The sequence below is a fragment of the Pararhizobium sp. LjRoot238 genome, from assembly GCF_964252955.1.
GTDB lineage: Bacteria > Pseudomonadota > Alphaproteobacteria > Rhizobiales > Rhizobiaceae > Pararhizobium.
Genome location: NZ_CAXUPP020000004.1, coordinates 13,802 through 31,833, shown reverse-complemented (window position 1 = coordinate 31,833; position 18,032 = coordinate 13,802). Strand labels below are relative to the sequence as shown.

At 59.8% G+C, this 18,032-nt stretch carries 17 protein-coding genes and 2 pseudogenes; 16 read left to right on the top strand and 3 right to left on the bottom strand.

All coding sequences use genetic code 11. The features are described 5' to 3' along the window. Positions 1–108 precede the first annotated feature (108 nt). From ACSQ3F_RS26425 to ACSQ3F_RS26395, 7 genes are all read left to right on the top strand, one after another. Positions 109–1,185 carry an ABC transporter substrate-binding protein gene (locus ACSQ3F_RS26425; protein ID WP_436103160.1) on the top strand — a complete coding sequence of 359 codons (1,077 nt, stop codon included), beginning with the start codon at positions 109–111 and terminating at the stop codon, positions 1,183–1,185. Next, positions 1,175–2,089: an ABC transporter permease gene (locus ACSQ3F_RS26420; protein WP_436103159.1), complete on the top strand. Its 915-nt coding sequence runs from the start codon at positions 1,175–1,177 to the stop codon at positions 2,087–2,089. The genes ACSQ3F_RS26425 and ACSQ3F_RS26420 overlap by 11 nt, the downstream gene beginning before the upstream one ends. An 11-nt stretch (positions 2,090–2,100) precedes the next feature. Next, positions 2,101–2,880, top strand: coding sequence for an ABC transporter permease (locus tag ACSQ3F_RS26415; RefSeq protein WP_436103158.1), 780 nt, complete (start codon positions 2,101–2,103; stop codon positions 2,878–2,880). After that, positions 2,867–3,916, top strand: coding sequence for an ABC transporter ATP-binding protein (locus ACSQ3F_RS26410; RefSeq protein ID WP_436103157.1), 1,050 nt, complete (start codon positions 2,867–2,869; stop codon positions 3,914–3,916). The genes ACSQ3F_RS26415 and ACSQ3F_RS26410 overlap by 14 nt, the downstream gene beginning before the upstream one ends. 4 nt (positions 3,917–3,920) lie before the next feature. Further along, positions 3,921–4,517, top strand: a complete 597-nt coding sequence (locus tag ACSQ3F_RS26405; RefSeq protein WP_436103156.1) for a cysteine hydrolase family protein — start codon at positions 3,921–3,923, stop codon at positions 4,515–4,517. Positions 4,518–4,665: 148 nt separating this feature from the next. Next, positions 4,666–5,124: a MarR family winged helix-turn-helix transcriptional regulator gene (locus ACSQ3F_RS26400; RefSeq protein WP_436103155.1), complete on the top strand. Its 459-nt coding sequence runs from the start codon at positions 4,666–4,668 to the stop codon at positions 5,122–5,124. Positions 5,125–5,186: 62 nt separating this feature from the next. Then, positions 5,187–7,538 (top strand): glycoside hydrolase family 3 C-terminal domain-containing protein, encoded by a 2,352-nt coding sequence (locus ACSQ3F_RS26395; protein ID WP_436103154.1) that lies wholly within the window; start codon positions 5,187–5,189, stop codon positions 7,536–7,538. 192 nt (positions 7,539–7,730) lie between these two features. On the opposite strand, the pseudogene ACSQ3F_RS26390 reads toward ACSQ3F_RS26395, so the two are convergent. Beyond that, positions 7,731–8,235 (bottom strand): annotated as a pseudogene (locus ACSQ3F_RS26390) (quinone oxidoreductase family protein). Positions 8,236–8,414: 179 nt separating this feature from the next. On the opposite strand from ACSQ3F_RS26390, the gene ACSQ3F_RS26385 reads away from it, so the two are divergent. Further along, positions 8,415–8,780: a winged helix-turn-helix transcriptional regulator gene (locus ACSQ3F_RS26385; RefSeq protein WP_436103153.1), complete on the top strand. Its 366-nt coding sequence runs from the start codon at positions 8,415–8,417 to the stop codon at positions 8,778–8,780. Between the two features lie 138 nt (positions 8,781–8,918). Further along, positions 8,919–10,106: pseudogene (locus ACSQ3F_RS26380) on the top strand (ISNCY family transposase); the annotation flags it as partial. A 143-nt stretch (positions 10,107–10,249) separates the two neighbouring features. Here ACSQ3F_RS26380 and ACSQ3F_RS26375 read toward each other — a convergent pair. After that, positions 10,250–10,612 (bottom strand): TetR/AcrR family transcriptional regulator, encoded by a 363-nt coding sequence (locus tag ACSQ3F_RS26375; protein ID WP_436103152.1) that lies wholly within the window; start codon positions 10,610–10,612, stop codon positions 10,250–10,252. Between the two features lie 205 nt (positions 10,613–10,817). Here ACSQ3F_RS26375 and ACSQ3F_RS26370 point away from each other — a divergent pair, with 205 nt between their 5' ends. From ACSQ3F_RS26370 to ACSQ3F_RS26340, 7 genes are all read left to right on the top strand, one after another. Continuing rightward, positions 10,818–11,645, top strand: coding sequence for an oxidoreductase (locus ACSQ3F_RS26370; RefSeq protein ID WP_436103364.1), 828 nt, complete (start codon positions 10,818–10,820; stop codon positions 11,643–11,645). 103 nt (positions 11,646–11,748) lie between these two features. Next, complete coding sequence (locus tag ACSQ3F_RS26365; RefSeq protein WP_436103151.1) at positions 11,749–12,612, top strand: alpha/beta fold hydrolase; 864 nt, start codon at positions 11,749–11,751, stop codon at positions 12,610–12,612. Positions 12,613–12,645: 33 nt separating this feature from the next. Beyond that, positions 12,646–13,659, top strand: coding sequence for an NADP-dependent oxidoreductase (locus tag ACSQ3F_RS26360; RefSeq protein WP_436103150.1), 1,014 nt, complete (start codon positions 12,646–12,648; stop codon positions 13,657–13,659). Positions 13,660–13,869: 210 nt separating this feature from the next. Beyond that, positions 13,870–14,658, top strand: a complete 789-nt coding sequence (locus ACSQ3F_RS26355) for an SDR family NAD(P)-dependent oxidoreductase (protein ID WP_436103149.1) — start codon at positions 13,870–13,872, stop codon at positions 14,656–14,658. 44 nt (positions 14,659–14,702) lie between these two features. Continuing rightward, complete coding sequence (gene acuI, locus ACSQ3F_RS26350; RefSeq protein ID WP_436103148.1) at positions 14,703–15,689, top strand: acrylyl-CoA reductase (NADPH); 987 nt, start codon at positions 14,703–14,705, stop codon at positions 15,687–15,689. Positions 15,690–15,723: 34 nt separating this feature from the next. Beyond that, positions 15,724–16,224 (top strand): DUF2147 domain-containing protein, encoded by a 501-nt coding sequence (locus tag ACSQ3F_RS26345; RefSeq protein ID WP_436103147.1) that lies wholly within the window; start codon positions 15,724–15,726, stop codon positions 16,222–16,224. Positions 16,225–16,250: 26 nt separating this feature from the next. Further along, on the top strand, positions 16,251–17,339 hold the full coding sequence (locus tag ACSQ3F_RS26340; RefSeq protein WP_436103146.1) for an alkene reductase: 1,089 nt from the start codon (positions 16,251–16,253) through the stop codon (positions 17,337–17,339). Positions 17,340–17,372: 33 nt separating this feature from the next. Here the strand turns inward: ACSQ3F_RS26340 and ACSQ3F_RS26335 are convergent, their stop codons facing one another. Continuing rightward, positions 17,373–17,954: a TetR/AcrR family transcriptional regulator gene (locus ACSQ3F_RS26335; protein WP_436103145.1), complete on the bottom strand. Its 582-nt coding sequence runs from the start codon at positions 17,952–17,954 to the stop codon at positions 17,373–17,375. Positions 17,955–18,032 lie beyond the last annotated feature (78 nt).

The window sequence follows — 18,032 nt, the reverse complement described above, 5'->3', positions numbered from 1 at the left end:
TTACAAACGATCATGGGCACTTTTTCCCATGGGTTTGGGAACAATCGAATGCCTGGGTTCTACCGGGATCGTGACTGTATGTGTCAACCAAAGCCAGAGGGGCTAACAATGAACAACATTACCAGGCGCAACACACTTCAATTGATATCCGCAGGTTTGATCGCCGGCGCCAGCTATTCGATGCTTCCGCGAAAAGCGGCCGCTGCGGGCAGCATTACGGTGCTCAATTGGCAGGGCTACGGCACAGACGAGGCTTGGTCGATCAAGGCCTTCCAGGAGAAGACCGGTATCGAGGTCGTTCATGATTACTACAGTTCGGAAGCGGAAATGCTGACCAAGCTGCGCACCAATCCCGGGTCCTATGACCTTGTTGTGCTCAATGCCGCGCGCTGCGCGCAGGCGATGGCCGAGGACCTTCTGGCCCCGATCGATTTTGCCAAGGTTCCGAATATCTCTTCCGTTGCCGCCAACCTCAAGTCGAACGAGAACTTCAACAAGGAGGGAAAAGGCTACGCGGTCCCGTGGGTGTGGGGTCTGACGTCGCTTGCTCTGCGCGAAGGTCTTCCTGCCGCTGATAGCTATGCCGTTCTCGGCGATCCTGCCTACAAGAACCGCGTGGCTCTCATGGATGACGCTGTGATCTCTATCGCGACAGGTGCACTCCTCACCGGGCAGGACATGAACAATCCGACGGATCTCGCCGTCATCGGCGAAAAGCTCAAGTCCTGGAAATCGAACGTCAAGCTGCTCTGGTCTACCGAGGATCAATGGAACAAGTCCTTCGCGGCAAAGGAATTCGACGTTTCACTGTTCTGGTCGGGTGGCTCCGTCCGCTCGAAGCGCGTGAGCAAGCTTCCGGTCGATTTCGTCGTCCCGAAGGAAGGCGGCATCGGCTGGGTCGATGGCCTCGGCATCCCGGCCACCGCGCCAAACATGGAAGGCGCGCTTGCTTTTGCCAACTGGTTGATCGATCCGGCTTTCTACGTCGAATGGGCCACAAAGGCCGGTGCGCCGGCCTCCTCCAACACCGCTGCCATGGACGCGCTGCCGGCCGACGACCTGAGCCGCGTTATTCACAAGCCCGAATATGTGGAAACCATGAGCATCATGTCGGCGCTGCCGGACGACCGGCGCGAGGCTTTCAACAACCTCTGGCAGGAGGTCAAGGCGTTCTATGCGGAGTGACGCTCTTCTCAACGAAGCGGTGCGCGGACCTTCGGGTCCGCGCAAACACCGCATGCTTCCCTCTTGGGTCGCGACCACGGCACTGCTGCTGCCGACCTATGCGTGGCTGACGCTCGCGGTCCTACTGCCGCTTCTCACCATGTTGGTGTTCAGCTTCATGTCGGCAACGCCCATGGGCAAGGCGCCGATCACGTTCACCCTCAAGCACTACCGGGCCTTCGTCGATCAGCCCTACCTGGTCAATATCGGCTGGACATCGCTTGTGATCGGCTTCTGGACGACGCTGCTCTGTGCAATCTTCGGCTTCCTCGCGGCCGTTGCGCTTGCCCGGGCGACGGTCGGTCGTATGCGCGAAACGCTGTTGATCCTCATTCTTCTTCCCTTCTGGACGAACGGGCTCGTCCGCGTCTTCTCCTGGACGATGGTGCTGCGGGAAAACGGCTTTCTGGACAACGTGCTGCATATGGTTTTTGCCGATGCCGGCTCGATCTCGTTCCTCTATACGCGCTATGCTATCGTTCTGGGGCTCGTTCACGGCTATCTGCCCTATATGATCCTCACCTGCTACATCGCGCTCGTGACCATCGATGATGCGATTATCGAGGCGGCGGCCAGTCTTGGCGCGCGGTGGTGGACGATCCTGTTCCGCATTCTCATTCCGATGGCGGCGCCGGGCCTTATTTCCGGGGCGGTTCTGACCTTCGTGCCGGTCATCGGTTCCTTCATGGAGCCGCGTATTCTCGGCGGAAAAGTCGGCGTGACCATGGGCACCGTGATCGAGGACCAGTTCACCCAAGCATTCAACTGGCCATTGGGTGCAGCACTTTCGTTCACGCTGCTTGCCGTCGTCCTGGCGATCTTTGCGACATTTTCCGGCGTACTGCGTCGCGGCGCTGCTGCATAGGAACCGAAATAATGAAGCAAATCGGTCGCATCTATCTTCTGGTGGTTCTGTTCTTCCTGTACACGCCGATCATCGTGATGATGGCGATGGGGTTCAATGAATCCCAGCTTTACGAACTGCCCTTCACCTTCTCCTTCCGGTGGTACGAGGCGCTGCTCGGTAACAAGCAACTGCTGACCGCCGGCATGAACAGCATCATCATCGCCGTGATCACATCGGTTCTTGCCACTAGCCTCGGCACGCTGGCAGCAACGGCGCTTGCCCGCCAGACGTTTCGCGGTAAGAGCCTGCTGCAGCTTCTGCTGCTGCCGCCGATCGCCATTCCGTGGCTGATCACCGGTACGGCGATGCTCGTCTTCTTCTACTGGTCCGGCATCGGACGTGGCATGCATGCGCTCCTCATCGGCCACGTCGCTCTTGCCATTCCCTATGTCGTGCTGGTTGTCGGCACCGGGTTCAAGACGATCCGCGCCGATCTGGAGGAGGCTGCCATGAGCCTCGGCTCCACGCCGATCCATGCATTTTTCTCGATTACATTGCCGCTGCTGTTTCCAAGCATTCTCGGTGCTGCACTGTTTGCCTTCGCCGTTTCGCTCGATCAGTTCGTGATTTCCTATTTCCTCGCAACGCCCGGCTATTCGACATTGCCGGTCCAGATCTACTCCGCGATCCGCAAGGGCTTCACGCCTGAAATCAACGCGATATCGACCCTGCTCCTGCTCGGCTCGATGACCGTCATCCTCATTTTCGCGCGCTTCGCCAAACCCGGAGACACCAGTGACAAACGTTAAAGTTAGCGGGGTCGCAAAGACCTATGGTTCGACCAAGGTTCTGACGGACATTTCCACGGAATTCGTGGAAGGCTCCTTCACCAGCCTCCTTGGCCCCTCCGGTTCCGGCAAGACCACCCTCCTGCGCATCGTAGCCGGCTTCATAAAGCCCGACGAGGGTGTCGTCATGATCGGCAACAACGACGTGACCAATATTCCCGTTTGGGGCCGCAACATCGGCATGATGTTCCAGTCCTATGCCTTGTTTCCGCACATGACGATCGCGCAGAACGTTGCTTTCGGCTTGGAGCGGCGTGGGATAAAAGGTGCTGCGGCACGCAAGGAAGTTGATCGCGCTCTGGAGATGGTGCGCCTTCCCGGGTTTGCCGACCGGATGCCGAAACAGCTTTCCGGCGGCCAGCAGCAGCGCGTCGCACTGGCGCGCGCCATGGTCATCAAGCCGAGCGTTCTTTTGCTGGACGAACCACTTTCGGCGCTTGATCGCCGCCTGCGCCAGGAAATGCAGGTCGAACTGTTGCGCATCCAGCGCGAGAGCGGCCTGACGACGATCTTCGTGACCCATGACCAGGAAGAGGCCCTGACGCTGTCCGACACGGTGGCGATCCTCGACAAGGGCAGGATCGTCCAGACCGGCAAGCCGGCCACCGTCTACGAAAAGCCGACGACGCGGTTTGCCGCCGAATTCCTGGGCGACTCGAACTTCCTCGAGGGCAAGGTCGACAATGGCGCGGTGCGTCTTCCCAATGGCACAGCCGTGCGGACCATCAGCACGCTGCCGGCCAATGGCACCGATGTCACCCTGGCGGTGCGGCCCGAAAAAATGACGATTTCCGCCGGTGGAAGCGACGCGAACCGGCTCGAAGCCCGCATCACCACCGTCATCTATGCCGGCCCTGTCCTGTCCTATCTCCTCGAAACGCCGGATGGGATGGCCGTCAAGCTATTCGCACAGAACAAGGACGGCGTCGTGTTGAAGCAGGGCGACACGATCTCGCTCGATTGGTCGCCCGAACACACCATCGCCGTTGCGAGCTGAAACGATGGCGCTTGAGCAACTTTCCCCCAACACGTTGCATCTCGTCATCGATATGCAACGCCTGTTTGCCGAAGAAACCGACTGGCACACGCTAGTGATCGCGGACATCCTGCCCAACGTGCTTCGCCTCTGCGAAGGAAGCAGGAACCGAACGGTTTTCGCAAAGTTTATGGTGCCGCGCATGATGGATGAAGCGCCGGGGCGGTGGAAGACCTACTATCGACGCTGGTCGGCGATCATGAACCGGGCTCCGGGTTCCGGGTTGCTGGATCTTGTTGCGCCCCTGGCGGCACTCGCAGACGAGGGGTCGACGGTCGAAAAATACACCTATTCGGTCTTTGGGGCCCCGGGTTTTACGGAGCGACTTCGCGCGGAGGGCATTGATACGCTTGTTTTCAGCGGCGTTGAAACCGACGTCTGCGTCTATGCCAGCGTGCTGGATGCGATCGATCATGGATTTCGCGTTGTCATCGCGTCCGATGCGGTTGGCAGCGGCGACGTGGTCGCACATGAGGCCACGATGAACATTCTGGCCCCCCGGCTTTCCGAGCAACTGGAACTGGCAACGACACAGGCGATCCTGGACGCCTGGGATCATTGACGCTGTACTGATTTGCCCAACCGTTCCACTTTTCAAATCCGGACGCACGGCGTTTTCACTTGAGCGCAACATGCGGTAGGTTCAACCCATTAGTTCCAGGCGGAATGTGAGAGAGATGATGAGCGGCGCTTTTGGAGAGCCATCAACGTTGAACGGAACAGATTTTGAAGAGAATCTGCCCGCACAGCGTGACGGCGCGCAATATACCCTCGGCGAGCAGGTGGGTTTTTATCTGCGTCAAGCCAACCAGCGCCACGTTGCGATCTTTGCCGAACTGATGAATGAAAAACTGACGACGACGCAATGGGCTGCACTTGCCAAGCTTCGGGAACTGCAGCCCTGCTCGCAAGGGAATCTCGGCCGCGAGACGGCCATGGACATGGCGACTATCAAAGGGGTCGTGGACCGCCTGGTGAAGCGCGGGCTGATCAACACCAAACCCGATACCGAGGATGCGCGCCGCCTTGTCCTGACGCTGACGAAAGCCGGTGAGGAAACGATTGACAGGAACCGTTCCGCGGCGCTGGACGTCTCGACGCAGACGCTCAAGCCGCTCACCCCAGGCGAACGCATGATGCTGATGGAACTGCTTCAGAAGATCTGCTGAGGGCAAAGCGACAATCGGCTTCCGGCGGAACAATCACCAACATCACAGATACGAGGCGAGACATGGTCGATGATCACGATAGCGCAGTCGCGGACATCGTTGCTTCGATGAGCGACCTTGAGAAGGTCGACCTACTCAACGGTCACGGGCTCTGGAAGACCAGGTCCATCGACAGGCTGGCGATCCCCGCCATCATTATGACGGATGGAACCTATGGTGTGCGCTATTCCACCACGCAGATCGATTCCGGCGAGGACGCTGCCGTCGCGCTGCGCGATTTCCTGGCCGTGGTGAACCGCCGCGCCGACGATGACAGTCCTGAGGGAATGTTCGGGACCACCCATCCGGCCACCTGCTTTCCGAATGGAAATCTGCTCGGCTGCTCCTGGGATGTCGATCTCGCTTACGACCTCGGGCAAGCGCTCGCAGCCGAATGCCGGGCCCTTGATGTCAAACTGCTGCTCGGTCCCGGCATCAACATCCGCCGAACGCCGCTCGCCGGACGCGCCTACGAATATTATTCCGAAGATCCGGTGATTAGCGGTGAGCTTGCAGCCGGCCTCATTCGCGGCCTGCAGGATTCAGGTGTCGGGGCGTCCCTCAAGCATTTCGCCTGCAACAACTCGGAAATCGACCGCACCAATATGAGTTCCGACGTGGACGAGCGTGCCCTGCGCGAAATCTATCTCGCCGGTTTCGAACGGGCGATCGCAAAGAGCGATCCGTGGACCGTGATGAGCGCCTACAACCCGTTGAATGGGATCCAATCGGCTGAGCACCACTGGCTGCTCACCAAAGTGCTGCGTGAGGAATGGGGTTTTGACGGTCTGGTGATATCCGACTGGCACGCCATCAAGGATCGGCCAGCCTCGCTGCATGCCGGCTCGGACCTGGACATGCCGGAAAGCGAGCCCCGCAAGAAAAGTCTGCTTGCGGCACTTGATGCCGGCAACATCGACAGGGAGGCCCTGGACCGTTCCTGCAGGCGGGTTCTCGCGCTCATTCGCCGGGCGGCCGTCAATGCCGGAGCTGCTCGGACGGTCGATCTTGACGCTCATCACAGCCTTGCCCGCCGCATGGCCGCGGAATCGATCGTCCTGCTTAAGAACGAGAATGCGGCGCTGCCGCTGAAACCCGGGGCAGCAACCCGTATCCTCGTTATCGGCAATGGCGCAATCAAGCCGACGATCCAGGGCTCCGGCTCCGCGACGACCAATCCCTTTCGTGTCGATGTTCCGTTGGATGAAGTCCGCGCGCTTGCGGGGGAGAAGACAACCATCAGTTTCCTGCCGTTCGGCAAGGACGGCGGAGCCGAGACGGACGCGCAGATTGCCGGCGCGGTCGAAGCCGCAGGCAATGCTGACACGATCATCGTCTTCGCCAACCACAGGTCAGGAACGGAAGGCGAGGGTTCCGATCGCGACGATCTTTGCCTGGCACCCGGCCAGGATGCTCTGATCGACGCCGTTTCTCGCCTTGGGCGCCGTACGGTCGTCGTCCTGACGATGCCCGATGCAGTCACCATGCCGTGGATCGATGAAGTCGATGCCGTGCTCGCCTGCTTCTATCCCGGGCAGGGCGGCGGAGAGGCGATGGCGCGCATCCTGTTCGGACATCAAAACCCCTGTGGAAAGCTCTCGTCGACCCTGCCAATGCGGATCGAGGATATTCCAGGCTTTCACACCTACCCCGGCGAAAACGGCCATCACCGTTACAGCGAAGGCATCTTTGCCGGCTACCGTTATTACGATGTCCGAGATGTCACGCCGCTCTTCGCCTTCGGTCACGGGCTGAGCTACACATCGTTTGACTATGAGGACCTGTCGCTCGACGCCGAGGAGATTGCCACCGGCAGGGCTGTGACGGTCCGGTGTACCGTTCGCAACACCGGTGAGGTCAGCGGCAAGGAGATCGTCCAGATTTACGTGCGCGCCATCGAACCTGGACTGAGGCGGCCTGTCAGGGAATTGAAGGCGTTCGTGAAGGTGGAGCTTTCTCCCGGCGAGGCAAAGGTGCTGGATATCGCGCTTTCGCCGCGTGACTTCCAGTATTACGACACTGCCACCGGGCGATGGACCCTGCGCGCGGCGGCGTTCGCAATCGAGGTCGCGGCCTCTTCGCGCGATGTAAGGCTGTCGCGGACCGTGCCATGCCGTTCCGAGGAGCTTCCTGTCCCCGAGCTCGCCACCACCTTGACTCCCGCGGTGGTCTTCAGCCATCCGCACGCCGAGGACGCACTGAGAGATTTCCTCCGGAAAAGGTTGAACGTCAGTTCCGATGAAGCTCAGGCAATTCTGGACGGCACCCGTCCATCCTTCCTTGGCTTTTACAATACGCTCAGTTGGTTCATCGGAGACAGCATTGGCCAGAACGAGATCGAATCGCTTTTTAACGACATAAATTCAGCAAGTTAGCGGCTTGGCCCGCTTCGGCGAAGTGGTTCCGGGAAGCAAGCTTTCCGAGAGGATTGCGATCTCCAGTGAGCAGAAGCCGTAAGGGGTGTGTGTTGATAATCCCGTCGTCTTCGCTGCGGTTGCATGGGCATGCGCTTGCAGGCTGGAATACCATCGGCGTGCCATAGCATCGCCGAGGAATTGATTTAGACATCATCCCAAGGCTTCAGTACGACCTTTCCGGTTGTTAACCGGTTCTCCAAAAAGACGATGCGCCTCTGCCGCCTGCGACAGCCGCATGACCTTGCCTATGTTGATCGAGAGCTTTCCAGCCATGAGAAACCCGATCAGCTCGTTCATCGTTTCAGCCATCAGGTCCGGGAACGCCGCATAGGCAGAAATGTAGATACCGGTCACGGTGTGGTTGAAGGTGGTAAGCCGCCAAGGGTCGATCTGGGCAGATTTGCCGCTGGATTGACCGAGGAAAACCATACGACCGAAGGGAGCCAAGGCGTTCAGCGCGCGGTTGACGTTGTCGCCACCCGCCGTTTCCATGATCAGGTCCGCCCCCCGGCCGCCGGTCAGTTCTTTCGGCCCAGTCGGGTGCCGTGTAGTCCACGGTTGCATCGGCACCGATTTTTTCGGCCATTGCCCGCTTTTCGGGTGTGCTTGCGGCAGCAATAACCTTGCCCGCGCCGTAGAGCTTGGCGAGCTGCACGAAAAACGATCCCAGCCGCCGGCTGCGCCCTCGATAAGAACGGTTTCGCCTTCGACCAGTCGGCCGGACTTGCGAAGTGCGATCGATGCGGTCATCCCGTGTGCCACCAATGCAGCGGCATGCACGGCGTCAAATCCTTGGGCTAAGGGGAGGGCCATCGCTGCGGGAACGCAAATGTATTGTGCGTATCCACCGGCGCCTGGCGTCGCCAGAACCGGAGTTCCAATTGCGAGCGACGTGACGCCTTCACCCAGTGCGGCGACTGTGCCCGGCCACTTCTGCGCCTAGGTAGCGCTGAACAACTCGTCCACCTGATCCTTGATCAAATCGCGGACAAATGGTCGATTTTGATTATGGCGGCGCTCTGCCGCGGTCCCATGCGCTTCAACACGCTTCGACGTGAGGTGGTCGGCATCACGCAGAAATCGCTAACGCAGGTTCTGCGGCGGCTCGAGCGTTCAGGTAATATCGCCCGACGTGTGATTCCGGTGTCTCCGGTTGCTGTCGAGTATAGCGTCACGCCGCTCGGCGAAACTCTAGACTAGTGCCTGTCCACAAACGGTAAACTGCTGAAATTATTGGATGAATCGCGATGTTTCCGCGGGCAAAGCCCGGCGGTTTCAGGTACACTTTAGATCAAGCGACTGATTCTAAAGGGAAACCCGTAACCGCCGGAGCCGACAATGCGCCAAGAACGCACCGTCCAGGCCAGCATATTCGATCTTTTCGCCGAACACGAGATTGGCCGTGAACTGAAGGCGATGTCGCAGTTGCTGGATGAGCATCGCGAGTTGCTGAGCCAGGTGACGCAGGATCTGCGCCGACACGGCATCAAGGAAACCGGGCGCGAGGGCCTGCCGACGGAGGCGGTGCTGCGCTGCGCGCTACTCAAGCAATATCGCCAGTTGAGCTATCAGGAGCTGGCCTTCCATCTCGAAGACTCCGCCTCGTTCCGGGCTTTTGCCCGGCTGCCGAGGGGCTGGAGCCCGAAGAAGTCGGTCTTGCACAAGACGATCAGCGCGATCCGGGCGCAAACCTTTGAAGAGATCAACCGGGTGCTGCTGGCGAGCGCCCGACAGGAGAAGCTGGAAAGTGGCAAGGTCGTGCGTGTGGACAGCACCGTCACCGCCGCACTGATCCATGAGCCGAGCAACAGCAGCCTGTTATGGGACGCTGTCCGGGTGATGGTGCGGCTGTTGCAGCAGGCCGATGCACTGGGTAGCGCCACCCCATGGCACGACCACCGCCGCGCGGCAAAGAAGCGGGCTCGGGCGATCCAATATACCCGCGGTCGCCCCAAACGGGTGAGGCACTACAGCGCACTGCTCAAGATCACGCGCACGACCTTGAGTTATCTGCAGCAGGCGAGTGAACAGTTGCCCCTGACGGCGGGCCCGGCCGGCGACCTGTGGCAGGCCCAGCTCCGCCACTACCGGCCGCTGATCGCGCGGATCATCGCCCAGACCGAACGGCGGGTCCTGGCCGGGCAGCCGGTCCCGGCCGGCGAGAAGCTGGTGAGCCTGTTCGAGCCGCATGCCGACATCATCGTCAAGGGCAGCCGCGACGTCGACTACGGCCACAAACTCAATCTGACCACCGGCAGAAGTGGACTGATCCTCGACCTCGTCGTCGAAGCCGGCAACCCGGCCGACAGCGAGCGATTCTTGCCGATGCTGGAACGCCACATCGCCTTCTATGGCCAGCCGCCGCGTCAGGCCGCGGCCGACGGCGGCTATGCCAGCCGCGCCAATCTGCGCGGAGCCAAAGCCTGCGGCGTCCGTGACATGGCCTTCCACAAGAAGTGCGGCCTCCGCATCGAAGACATGGTCACAAGCCGCTGGGTCTATCGCAAGCTGCGCAACTTCCGCGCCTGCGCGTATTGCCTCACCCAAGAGTGTTCCCAAAGAACAATGCCGTTGCCTCACTCGGATGTTCTCGATTGCCTCACTGGTTGTTCCCGAGATCCAGCCTCTCCGATCCTCTATTACTCGGTAATGATCTCACTGCGCGATCGCTACAATTTCCGGCTGCCGCGCGGCATCTGCAAATGGGCCGGCAAGATGCACCCTGAGCCTCGATCATCGTGGTGTGCCCGGGATATATAATGCTCGACCAGCGCGCGAAACGGCTCGCCAGGTGATTGCCCAAGACGGGCAATCATTGTCGCCTTCATCGTTTCCGCAGCCCGTGCGCTAGCCAGCGTCGCTAGATCATCCTTCGACGCGAAGTTGCGATAGAAGCCGCCGTGGGTAAGCCCGGCTGCTTCCATTATGTCGGCAATACCGATCCCTTCAAATCCGCGTTCACGCAGAAGACGCGCGGCTGTTTCGATGACCAACTCGCGGTTCTCCTGCGCCTTTTCTCTCGACACTCTCATGGTCGCTTACTCGCACCAGAAACGATCCGGGTTCTGCGTCTTGCGGTGGGAAGACATCGCCTGGCTCTCAAAAAATCCGCTTGACAATTTTGATGACGAGTATCATTTATCATCTATAATGATGAACGTCATCAAAAAAATGTGAGTGACCGACGCAGGCGCTTTCGCCGCGACGGTCGACGGTCATACGGAAGAGGTAGGCACCATGACGACGATTGGCGCGAAGGTGTACCAGAAAACGGCGTTTCTCACCGGCGCGTCGAGCGGCATCGGCAAGGCGGCAGCATCCGCGCTGGCGAGCGCCGGCTACCGCGTGATCGGCACGAGCCGTAACGCGGGACCTGGCGAGGTGCGCGCCGGCGTTCGGATGATTGCGTGCGATGTCACGTCCGATGAGTCGGTCGCGACGGCGGTCGCCCTGGCGCTTAGTGAGCTCGGCCATATCGATTTGCTCGTCAATAACGCCGGCTTCAGGGTCACCGGCGCGGCCGAAGAAAGCTCTATCTCGCAAGTCCGTTCGCTGTTCGAGACCAATTTTCACGGCGTCGTCCGGGTGACCAACGCTGTCCTGCCGATCATGCGAGCGCAGAGTAGGGGGCGCATCCTCAATGTTGGTTCCGGGCTGGGGTTCATTCCGGCGCCCTTCAGTGCCTATTACTCGGCGACCAAGCATGCGCTTGAGGGGTATTCCGAATCCCTCGATCATGAGGTGCGTGAATTCGGTGTGCGCGTTGCCGTCATCGAACCGGCCGCCACACGGACGTCGTCTGAAACCAGCACGGTGCCCTCCGATACGCCGCTCGCTGCCTATGAAGCGAGCCGCGCGAAGTATCTCGTGGCGTATGAGCGTGCGATGGCCGCGGCGGACACGGCTGAAAGTGCGGCCGAAACCATCGTAAGGGCGGCGCAAGAAAAAACACCGCGCCTGCGCTACCCGTCCGGCAAGGCCGCGCGGCAAGTAGCATTCGCCCGGCGTTTTCTCCCTCGGTCTCTCTTTGACAAGATACTGCGTTCCCAATTCGGTCTGGCGTAGTCGGCCGAAGTTTATCGAGGCGCGCAAGGAGGGAGCCGTGCCATCCGACCCAATGCCCCACCCATCTTAGATTTCCCGCCCGAGCCGGAAAATGGAGTAAACAATGACCAGTTCTGTGAGGTACCACGGATCGCGTGCGCGCTACGCAGATGCGCCGAATCTCCCGATCGACATTGGGGGGACTACTTTTGCCTATCGCGACCTCGGCCCCTTGGGTGGCGTACCGCTCATTCTTCTCAACCATTGGGGCGCGGTTCTGGATAATTTCGATCCGCGGATTGTCGATGGCCTTGCCAGCAAGCACCGCGTGATTGCGACCAATTACCGGGGCATTGGTGCATCGGGCGGAACAGCGCCTGTGACCGTTGGCGAAATGGCGGACGACGCGATTGCCATGATCCGTGCGCTTGGCTTCGAGAAGGTCGATCTGCTCGGCTTTTCCCTCGGCGGATTCGTGGCTCAGGATGTTACACTTAAAGCGCCGGATCTTGTGCGAAAACTCATTCTCACGGGCACGGGTCCTGCTGGTGGTAAAGGCATCGACAAAGTGGGGCCGGTGTCCTGGCCGCTTATCATCAAAGGCTTGTTGACGCTCCGAGACCCGAAAACCTATCTATTCTTCACATCCACGGCCAATGGTCGCCGGGCCGCGAAAGCCTTTCTGAGCCGGCTGAAGGAACGTAAGGCGAATAGAGACACCGGTCCCACGCCCCGTGCTTTTTTGCGGCAACTGAAGGCGATCGCCGCTTGGGGCCGGCAGGCGCCTCAAGATCTCGGAAGCATTCGGATCCCGGTCCTGATCGCGAATGGTGACAACGACATCATGGTCCCGACCGTGAACAGCACCGACATGGCCCGACGGATCCCAGGGGCGCAACTGGTGATCTACGAAGACGCCGGACATGGCGGGATTTTCCAGAACCATGCTGATTTCGTACCTAAGGCTCTGTCTTTCCTGGACGCCTGACGCACCCACAAGAATTCAAATTGGAGAAAAACCATGAAGGCATTCACCGTTGACAGGTACAAAAAGAAGGGCGCTCTGCGCCTGGACAACGTGCCACAACCGGAATTGCAGGACAATGATGTCCTGGTACGGATCCAAGCCACCGCTGTGAACCTCCTGGATGCCAAGGTCCGGGATGGCGAGTTCAAGCTCTTTCTTCCCTATCGTCCCCCCTTTGTCCTGGGGCACGACGTCGCCGGAACGGTTGTTCGGACTGGAGCGAAGGTCAGGAGGTTCAAGGTGGGCGACGAGGTCTATGCGCGGCCACGCGATCATCGGGTCGGTACATTCGCCGAGTTCATTGCCGTCAATTACGCCGATGTGGCACTAAAGCCAAAGAACCTAAGCATGGAGGAAGCCGCCTCCATACCGCTGGTGGGGCTGACGGCGTGGCAGGCGCTTGTCGAGGTTGGCAAGGTGAAGCCCGGCCAGAAGGTCTTCATCCAGGCCGGTTCCGGCGGCGTTGGGACTTTTGCCATCCAGCTCGCCAAGCATCTCGGTGCGACCGTCGCGACGACGACGAGCACAAAGAATGTTGAGCTGGTCAAAAGTCTCGGGGCGGATGTGGTCATCGACTACAAGACGCAGGATTTCGAGAAGGTCCTGTCGGGCTACGACCTCGTGCTGAACAGTCAGGATGCGAAGACCCTCGACAAATCGTTCGGCGTGCTCAAGCCGGGCGGCCAGCTCATTTCTATTTCTGGTCCACCCGATCCTGCTTTCGCCAAGGAACTCGGTCTGAACCTGGTCCTGAAACTAGTAATTCGCCTGCTGAGCCGAGGGGTCAGGAAAAAAGCCAAGAGCCTTGGCATCCGCTACTCGTTCCTGTTCATGCGTGCCGAAGGGCAGCAATTGGGCCAAATCACCGCGCTGATCGAATCGGGCGTGATCCGCCCGGTCGTCGACAAGGTGTTCCCGTTCGAAAAGACCGGAGATGCGCTGGAATACGTTGAGACCGGGCGCGCGAAGGGCAAGGTCGTCATCACGGTCGCAGACAAAAATCCGTAGCGGTTTGACCGGATCTGCGATGCCGCATTGCGGCACCTCAGCTTGCAAAGGCTTTGCAGCAAGCGAGTCAGGCGCCTGGTGAAACTCACGCGTTGCACGTCTCAAAAATACTTGATCAATGCCGTTGACTCTTTAATGATTATCATCATTTTAAAGTATAAATAATGATAATCATCATTAATAAACAGTGCCCAAAGAGAGAACAAGATCATGCCAAAAAATCCCACGGTTCTTATCACCGGAGCGTCAACCGGCATCGGAGCAATCTATGCGGATCGTTTCGCTCGTCGCGGACATGATCTCGTGCTGGTCGCCCGCAACATAACCCGGCTGGAGGATGTCGCAGCGCGTCTGCGAGATGAGACGGGTGTGACGATCGACATCCTGCAGGCCGATCTCACCAATCTCGATGAACTCGCCAAAGTGGAAGAGCGCCTGCGCGATGACGATCGGATTGGCATCCTTGTCAACAATGCGGGCGGCAACCTTGCTGGCGGCTTTCTTACGCAGGAAACCGATGCCGTTGCCAAACTTGTCGCCTTGAACACGACCGCCGTCGTCCGCCTCGCCAGCGCTGTCGCACCGCGTTTTGCCGAAGCTGGCGAGGGTGCGATCATCAACATTTCATCGGTCGTCGGACTGGCACCGGAATTCGCCATGACGGTCTACGGCGCGACGAAGGCGTTCGTGACGTTCCTCTCACAGGGGCTCAGCCTGGACCTCGGCCCCAAGGGCGTCTATGTGCAAGCCGTGCTTCCCGCGGCCACGCGCACCGAAATCTGGGAGCATTCCGGCGTTGACGTCAACACGCTTAGCGGTGTGATGGAAGCCGGCGACCTGGTGGATGCAGCGCTCGTCGGCTTCGATCGCCGCGAAGCCGTCACCATCCCGCCGCTTCCCGATGCCGGACAGTGGGATACCTATCAGGCGGCGCGTCTCGCGATACTTCCGAACACCAGGCAGGAGCATCCCGCCGAGCGCTATCGGACGGCGGGTTGATATTCGTGGAAGCAACCGGCGACGCCAATCAGAGGATTAGATAAATGACGTTCAAGGCACTTCTGGCCAGCAAAAACGGCGATGCGATATCGACGGATCTGGTCGAACTGGAAGAAAAAGACCTCATGCCGGGCGATGTCACAATCGCCGTCGATTACTCGACCGTAAACTACAAGGACGGCATGGCGCTTACGGGCCGTGCTCCGGTCATCCAGACATTCCCGCTCGTCGCAGGTATCGATCTTGCAGGAACGGTCGAGGCGTCCTCTTATCCAGGCATCGAAGTCGGTGACCGCGTCGTCGCCAACGGCTGGGAACTGAGCCAGACCCATCACGGCGGCTACGCGCAAAAAGCGCGGTTGAGCGGCGACTGGCTCGTCAAGATCCCCGAACCCTTCAAGACGAAGGACGCCATGGCTCTTGGTACGGCGGGCTACACAGCGATGCTGTGCGTACTGGCTCTCGAACATGGCGGCATCACGCCCGACCGGGGCGACATCCTTGTCACGGGCGCCAATGGCGGCGTCGGGTCGATCGCGATCGCGCTTCTCTCCGACCTCGGTTATCGCGTGGTCGCATCAACCGGCCGTCTCGAAGAGGCCGACTTTCTGCGTGAACTTGGCGCAGCCGATGTCATCGATCGCCGAACCCTTTCGGAGCCGGGCAAGCCTATCGCCAGCGAACGCTGGGCCGGTGCGGTGGACTCCGTCGGCAGCCATACGCTGGTGAACGTGCTGGCCCAGACCCAGTATCGCGGCGTGGTGACGGCCTGCGGCCTCGCCCAGGGCCTCGATCTTCCCGCAACAGTCCTGCCCTTCATCCTGCGCAACATCACGCTTGCCGGGATCGATTCCGTCAATGCGCCGCAAGCGGTTCGGATCGAAGCATGGTCGCGTCTGGCGCGCGATCTCGATCTCCAGAAGCTTGCTCGCACGACGAAAGTTGTCGGGCTGGCCGAGGTGCCCGACATCGCGCGACGCCTCCTTGAGGGACAGGTTCAGGGCCGCACGGTCGTCGATGTCAATGCATAACACTCTTGAGGCCGCGTTGTCAGATGGCACGTGGATGAAAATCACGCTGCTTAACGCAGCCCCTTTGTTGGAGATCATTGGAATGCGTGCTTTGAAACAATCTGCCGTTGTCGCGCTTACCATGGCCGCGGCGCTCATGTCGTCGACAGCGTGGGCCGACAATGCTTCTCCAGTCGGCGTGTGGAGAAATGTCGATGACACCACAGGCAAGCCGAGAGCGATCATCAGGATTACGGAATCGAATGGAACTCTGCAGGGCAAGGTCGAGAAAGTCTTCCTCGCTCCGAACGAAAGTCCGACCTGTAAAGAATGCGAAGGCGCTTTGAAGGATGCTCCAGTCGTCGGCCTGGTCATCCTGCGTGGCCTCAAGAAGGACGGCGCCGAATATACAGGCGGCGAAATCCTCGATCCGGACAATGGCAAGGTCTACAGCAGCAAAATCCACCTGACCAACGGCGGCAAGAAGCTCAACGTGCGCGGCTATATTGGCGTGTCATTGCTGGGTCGTTCGCAGATTTGGGAACGTCAGGACTAAATTCTCTAACCCTTGGTGAAAGTAAAATGACCAGTAAAACACTCTTCGAGCCCTATGCCCTCGGCCCGCTCACACTCTCCAACCGCATCGTCATGGCTCCCCTGACGCGAAACAGAGCCGGAGCCGGCTTTGTACCGGGTGAACTCACCGCGGAATACTATGCGCAGCGCGCCTCGGCGGGCCTGATCATCTCGGAAGCGACCCAGATTTCGCAGCAGGGGCAGGGCTATCAGGACACACCGGGCATCTACTCCCAGCAACAGATCGACGGTTGGCGCAAGGTGACCGACGCTGTGCACGCCAAGGGCGGACATATCTTCCTGCAGCTCTGGCACGTCGGCCGCGTGTCGCATATCGACCTGCAGCCGGACGGAAAAGCGCCGGTGGCACCGTCCGCTATCCGGGCCGAAACCAAAACATTCGTGAACAACGGCTTCGTCGATGTGTCGGAACCCCGGGCGCTCGAGCTTGACGAAATCCCCGGCATCATCGAGGATTTCCGCCGCGCCGCTGCCAATGCGATCGACGCCGGTTTCGACGGCGTCGAAGTTCACGGTGCCAACGGCTACCTGCTTGACCAGTTCGCCAAGGACGGAGCCAATACGCGAACGGACCCCTATGGCGGTTCAATCGAAAACCGCGCCCGCCTGATGCTTGAGGTGACGGCTGCGGTTGTGGAGGAAGTCGGCGCGGAACGCACGGGCATCCGGATTTCGCCAGTCTCACCTGCCAACGGCGTTTCGAGCAGCGATCCTCAAGGTCAGTTCGACTACATCGTCAAGAAGCTCGACGAGATGGGCATTGCCTACCTCCATGTCGTCGAAGGTGCGACCGGCGGCCCCCGCGATGTTGCACCCTTCGACTTCGAGGGACTTCGACGCAAGTTCAAGAACACATACATCGCCAACAACGGCTACGACCTCGATCTCGCAGCGACGAGGCACGAGCAAGGGCTGGCGGATCTGTTTGCCTTCGGCAAGCCGTTCATCGCCAACCCGGACCTTATCGAGCGCCTGAAGACCGGTGCGCCGCTGGCCAGCTTCGATCCGTCGACGCTCTTTGGCGGCGGTGCGGCGGGTTATACCGACTACCCGGCTACCGCCGCGTCGGCCTAACCGTAACAGCAATAGGGTCGCCCATGCGCGGCCCTATTGCCCGTGCGCGCGATTTTCGATGGCATCCCGGCAATCGGCCCGGCAGGCGTCAAGTATTTCGTCCGCCAGAGAGGAATTGTCGGGACAGGCCCTCGAAAGTATGATGGCTCCGACGGCTTGAGCGAGAACGCTGATGGCCTGCGCGCGTGCGCCGACGCCGGCAGCGTGATTTCGTGCAATGCCATCCTCAAGCGCGCGCACGAGGTTGTCGATTCCGGTCGCAAAAACCTCCCTCGTCGTATCCGGCTGTCGGGCAGCCTCGCAACTCAGCGCGGCTGCCGTGCACCCATGGCCGCGGGCATCCCGGTGCTCGCGCGAGATATAGAGTTCCATGACAGCGACGGCATCGTAGCCCGCATAGCGCTCCAGGGTCTCGCCCAAACCCTTCTCGGTCGACTTAGCGATCAGGTCCTCCTTTGAGCGGAAGTGGTTGTAGAAGCCGCCATGGGTGAGCCCCGCCCGCTCCATCAATTCCGCCACCGCCACGCCATCGAACCCGTGCTCGCGAAACAACTCTGACGCGATAGCGACAATCCGCTCGTGGTTTTCCTGCTTTTTTTCCTTCGTGACGCGCACTTCGCAGCCCTTTCGACGGATTACCCGACTTATGATGTTACCCATCATTATAATTTGACTATTTTGATGACAAACATA

What these genes read in the sequence shown, in the direction of transcription:
- ACSQ3F_RS26425 (WP_436103160.1), top strand. Translation starts at nt 109, where the DNA reads ATGAACAACATTACCAGGCGCAACACACTTCAATTGATATCCGCAGGT.
- ACSQ3F_RS26420 (WP_436103159.1), top strand. Translation starts at nt 1,175, where the DNA reads ATGCGGAGTGACGCTCTTCTCAACGAAGCGGTGCGCGGACCTTCGGGT.
- ACSQ3F_RS26415 (WP_436103158.1), top strand. Translation starts at nt 2,101, where the DNA reads ATGAAGCAAATCGGTCGCATCTATCTTCTGGTGGTTCTGTTCTTCCTG.
- ACSQ3F_RS26405 (WP_436103156.1), top strand. Translation starts at nt 3,921, where the DNA reads ATGGCGCTTGAGCAACTTTCCCCCAACACGTTGCATCTCGTCATCGAT.
- ACSQ3F_RS26395 (WP_436103154.1), top strand. Translation starts at nt 5,187, where the DNA reads ATGGTCGATGATCACGATAGCGCAGTCGCGGACATCGTTGCTTCGATG.
- ACSQ3F_RS26375 (WP_436103152.1), bottom strand. Translation starts at nt 10,612, where the DNA reads ATGAGAGTGTCGAGAGAAAAGGCGCAGGAGAACCGCGAGTTGGTCATC.
- ACSQ3F_RS26370 (WP_436103364.1), top strand. Translation starts at nt 10,818, where the DNA reads ATGACGACGATTGGCGCGAAGGTGTACCAGAAAACGGCGTTTCTCACC.
- ACSQ3F_RS26365 (WP_436103151.1), top strand. Translation starts at nt 11,749, where the DNA reads ATGACCAGTTCTGTGAGGTACCACGGATCGCGTGCGCGCTACGCAGAT.
- ACSQ3F_RS26360 (WP_436103150.1), top strand. Translation starts at nt 12,646, where the DNA reads ATGAAGGCATTCACCGTTGACAGGTACAAAAAGAAGGGCGCTCTGCGC.
- ACSQ3F_RS26355 (WP_436103149.1), top strand. Translation starts at nt 13,870, where the DNA reads ATGCCAAAAAATCCCACGGTTCTTATCACCGGAGCGTCAACCGGCATC.
- acuI (WP_436103148.1), top strand. Translation starts at nt 14,703, where the DNA reads ATGACGTTCAAGGCACTTCTGGCCAGCAAAAACGGCGATGCGATATCG.
- ACSQ3F_RS26345 (WP_436103147.1), top strand. Translation starts at nt 15,724, where the DNA reads ATGAAAATCACGCTGCTTAACGCAGCCCCTTTGTTGGAGATCATTGGA.
- ACSQ3F_RS26340 (WP_436103146.1), top strand. Translation starts at nt 16,251, where the DNA reads ATGACCAGTAAAACACTCTTCGAGCCCTATGCCCTCGGCCCGCTCACA.